3 protein-coding genes are annotated in these 1,538 nt (G+C 73.5%); all 3 read right to left on the minus strand.

Annotated features, from left to right (window positions below; genetic code table 11):
• A partial coding sequence (gene ureA, locus AB0O00_RS38935) for an urease subunit gamma (RefSeq protein WP_363659404.1) occupies positions 1-348 on the minus strand: 348 nt, incomplete at its 3' end.
• A complete protein-coding gene (locus tag AB0O00_RS38940; protein WP_363659405.1) occupies positions 339-479 on the minus strand; it encodes a hypothetical protein in 141 nt (46 codons plus the stop codon). The genes ureA and AB0O00_RS38940, both read right to left, overlap by 10 nt.
• A gap of 5 nt (positions 480-484) precedes the next feature.
• Positions 485-1,538 (minus strand): agmatine deiminase family protein (locus AB0O00_RS38945; RefSeq protein ID WP_363659406.1); only part of this gene is annotated, 1,054 nt, incomplete at its 5' end.

Here is a 1,538-nt window from a genome sequence, read left to right on the forward strand (position 1 = left end):
GTCGCCGGGGAGCACGGCGCCGGGCCTGGCCTCGGCGAGGGTGGCGCCGTCGAACGGGTCGGCGACGACGGCCAGCCGGGTGCCGTCGTCGAACACCGCCTCGACGTGGATCTCGGTGACGAGGTCCGGCACGCCGGGCAGGACGTCGTCCGGGCCGAGGACGGAGCGTCCGCGCTCGACGGCCTCGGCCAGCCGAAGGCCGTCCCGGGCCGCCTCGCAGACGGTGTCGGCGATCAGCGCGGTGGCCTCGGGGACGTTGAGCCGCAGGCCGCGGGCGCGGCGGGCGCGGGCGAGCTCGGCGGCCGTGAAGATCAGCAGCCGGTCGCGCTCGGTGGGGGTCAGCCGCACGGGGGGTCGTTCTCCTCGGGCACGTCGGTGGGATCGGGCACGTCGGTGGGGTCGGGAATGTCGGTGGGATCGGGCACGTCGGTGGGATCGGGCACTGGGGTGGGATCGGGCACGTCGGTGGGGTCGGGCACCGGGGTCAGCCGGCCGGCTGGTCGTGGGTGGAGCAGTGGATGCCGCCGCCGCCGGACGCGATGGTGTCGATCTGGAGCGGGACGATCTCGCGGCCGGGGAAGTGGTCGCGGAACACGTCCTGCGCGTGGTCGTCGGCCTTCGGGTCGCCGAAGAGGGGCAGGTAGACGCCCTTGTTGCCGATGTAGAAGTTCATGTACGAGGAGACGAAGGCGTCGCCGCGCCCGGTGATCTTGTCCGGGTTGGGCTGGCCGATCTCGACGACCTTGAGCTTCTTCCCGGTCGCGTCGGTCGCGTCGGCGAGGACGGAGCGCGCCTGGTCGGCCGAGCGGGACCACACGTCGGCCGGGGTGCCGGGGAAGGCCCGGTCGAGGAACACGACGCCGGGGGCGGCGAAGCGGGCCAGGCAGTCGACGTGGGCGTCGGTGATGTCCTTGCCCTTGACGCCGGCCAGCCAGATCACCTTCGTCACGCCGAGCGCCTGCTTGAGCTCGGCCTCGACCTGGTCGCGGGTGCGGCCGGGGTTGCGGTTGTCGTTGACGACGGAGCTCTCGGTGATCAGCAGCGTGCCCTGGCCGTCGGTCTCGAAGGAGCCGCCCTCGGCGGTGACCGGGGTCTCGATCCGCTCGATGCCGTACTTGTCGAGCACCGCGCGGGCGAGCAGGGCGTCGTTGGTGTGCTCCTGCTTGCCGCCCCAGCCGCTGAAGTTGAAGTCGACGCCCTTGACCTTGCCGCCCTCCTCGACGAACACCGGCACGGTGTCGCGCGCCCACAGGTCGTCGACCGGGACGGAGAGCAGTTCGACGGCCGAGCCGCAGGCGTTGCGGGCGGAGGACTCCTGGCCGGGCCGGACGAGCAGGACCAGCGGTTCGCGCTCGCCGATCGCGCGGGCCACCTCGGCGATGTCCTTGCGGACGCCCCCGAGCTGCTCGCCCCACACGTTCTCGGAGGCGGGCCAGGCCATGAACGTCCGCTCGTGCTTCTCCCACTCGCCGCCGAGCCGGCGCCCGCCACCAGCGGCCCGGCCACCACCCACGGCAGTGCCGCCCCGGCCGCGAGCG

Source organism: Kitasatospora sp. NPDC093558, from assembly GCF_040683475.1.
Lineage (GTDB): Bacteria > Actinomycetota > Actinomycetes > Streptomycetales > Streptomycetaceae > Kitasatospora.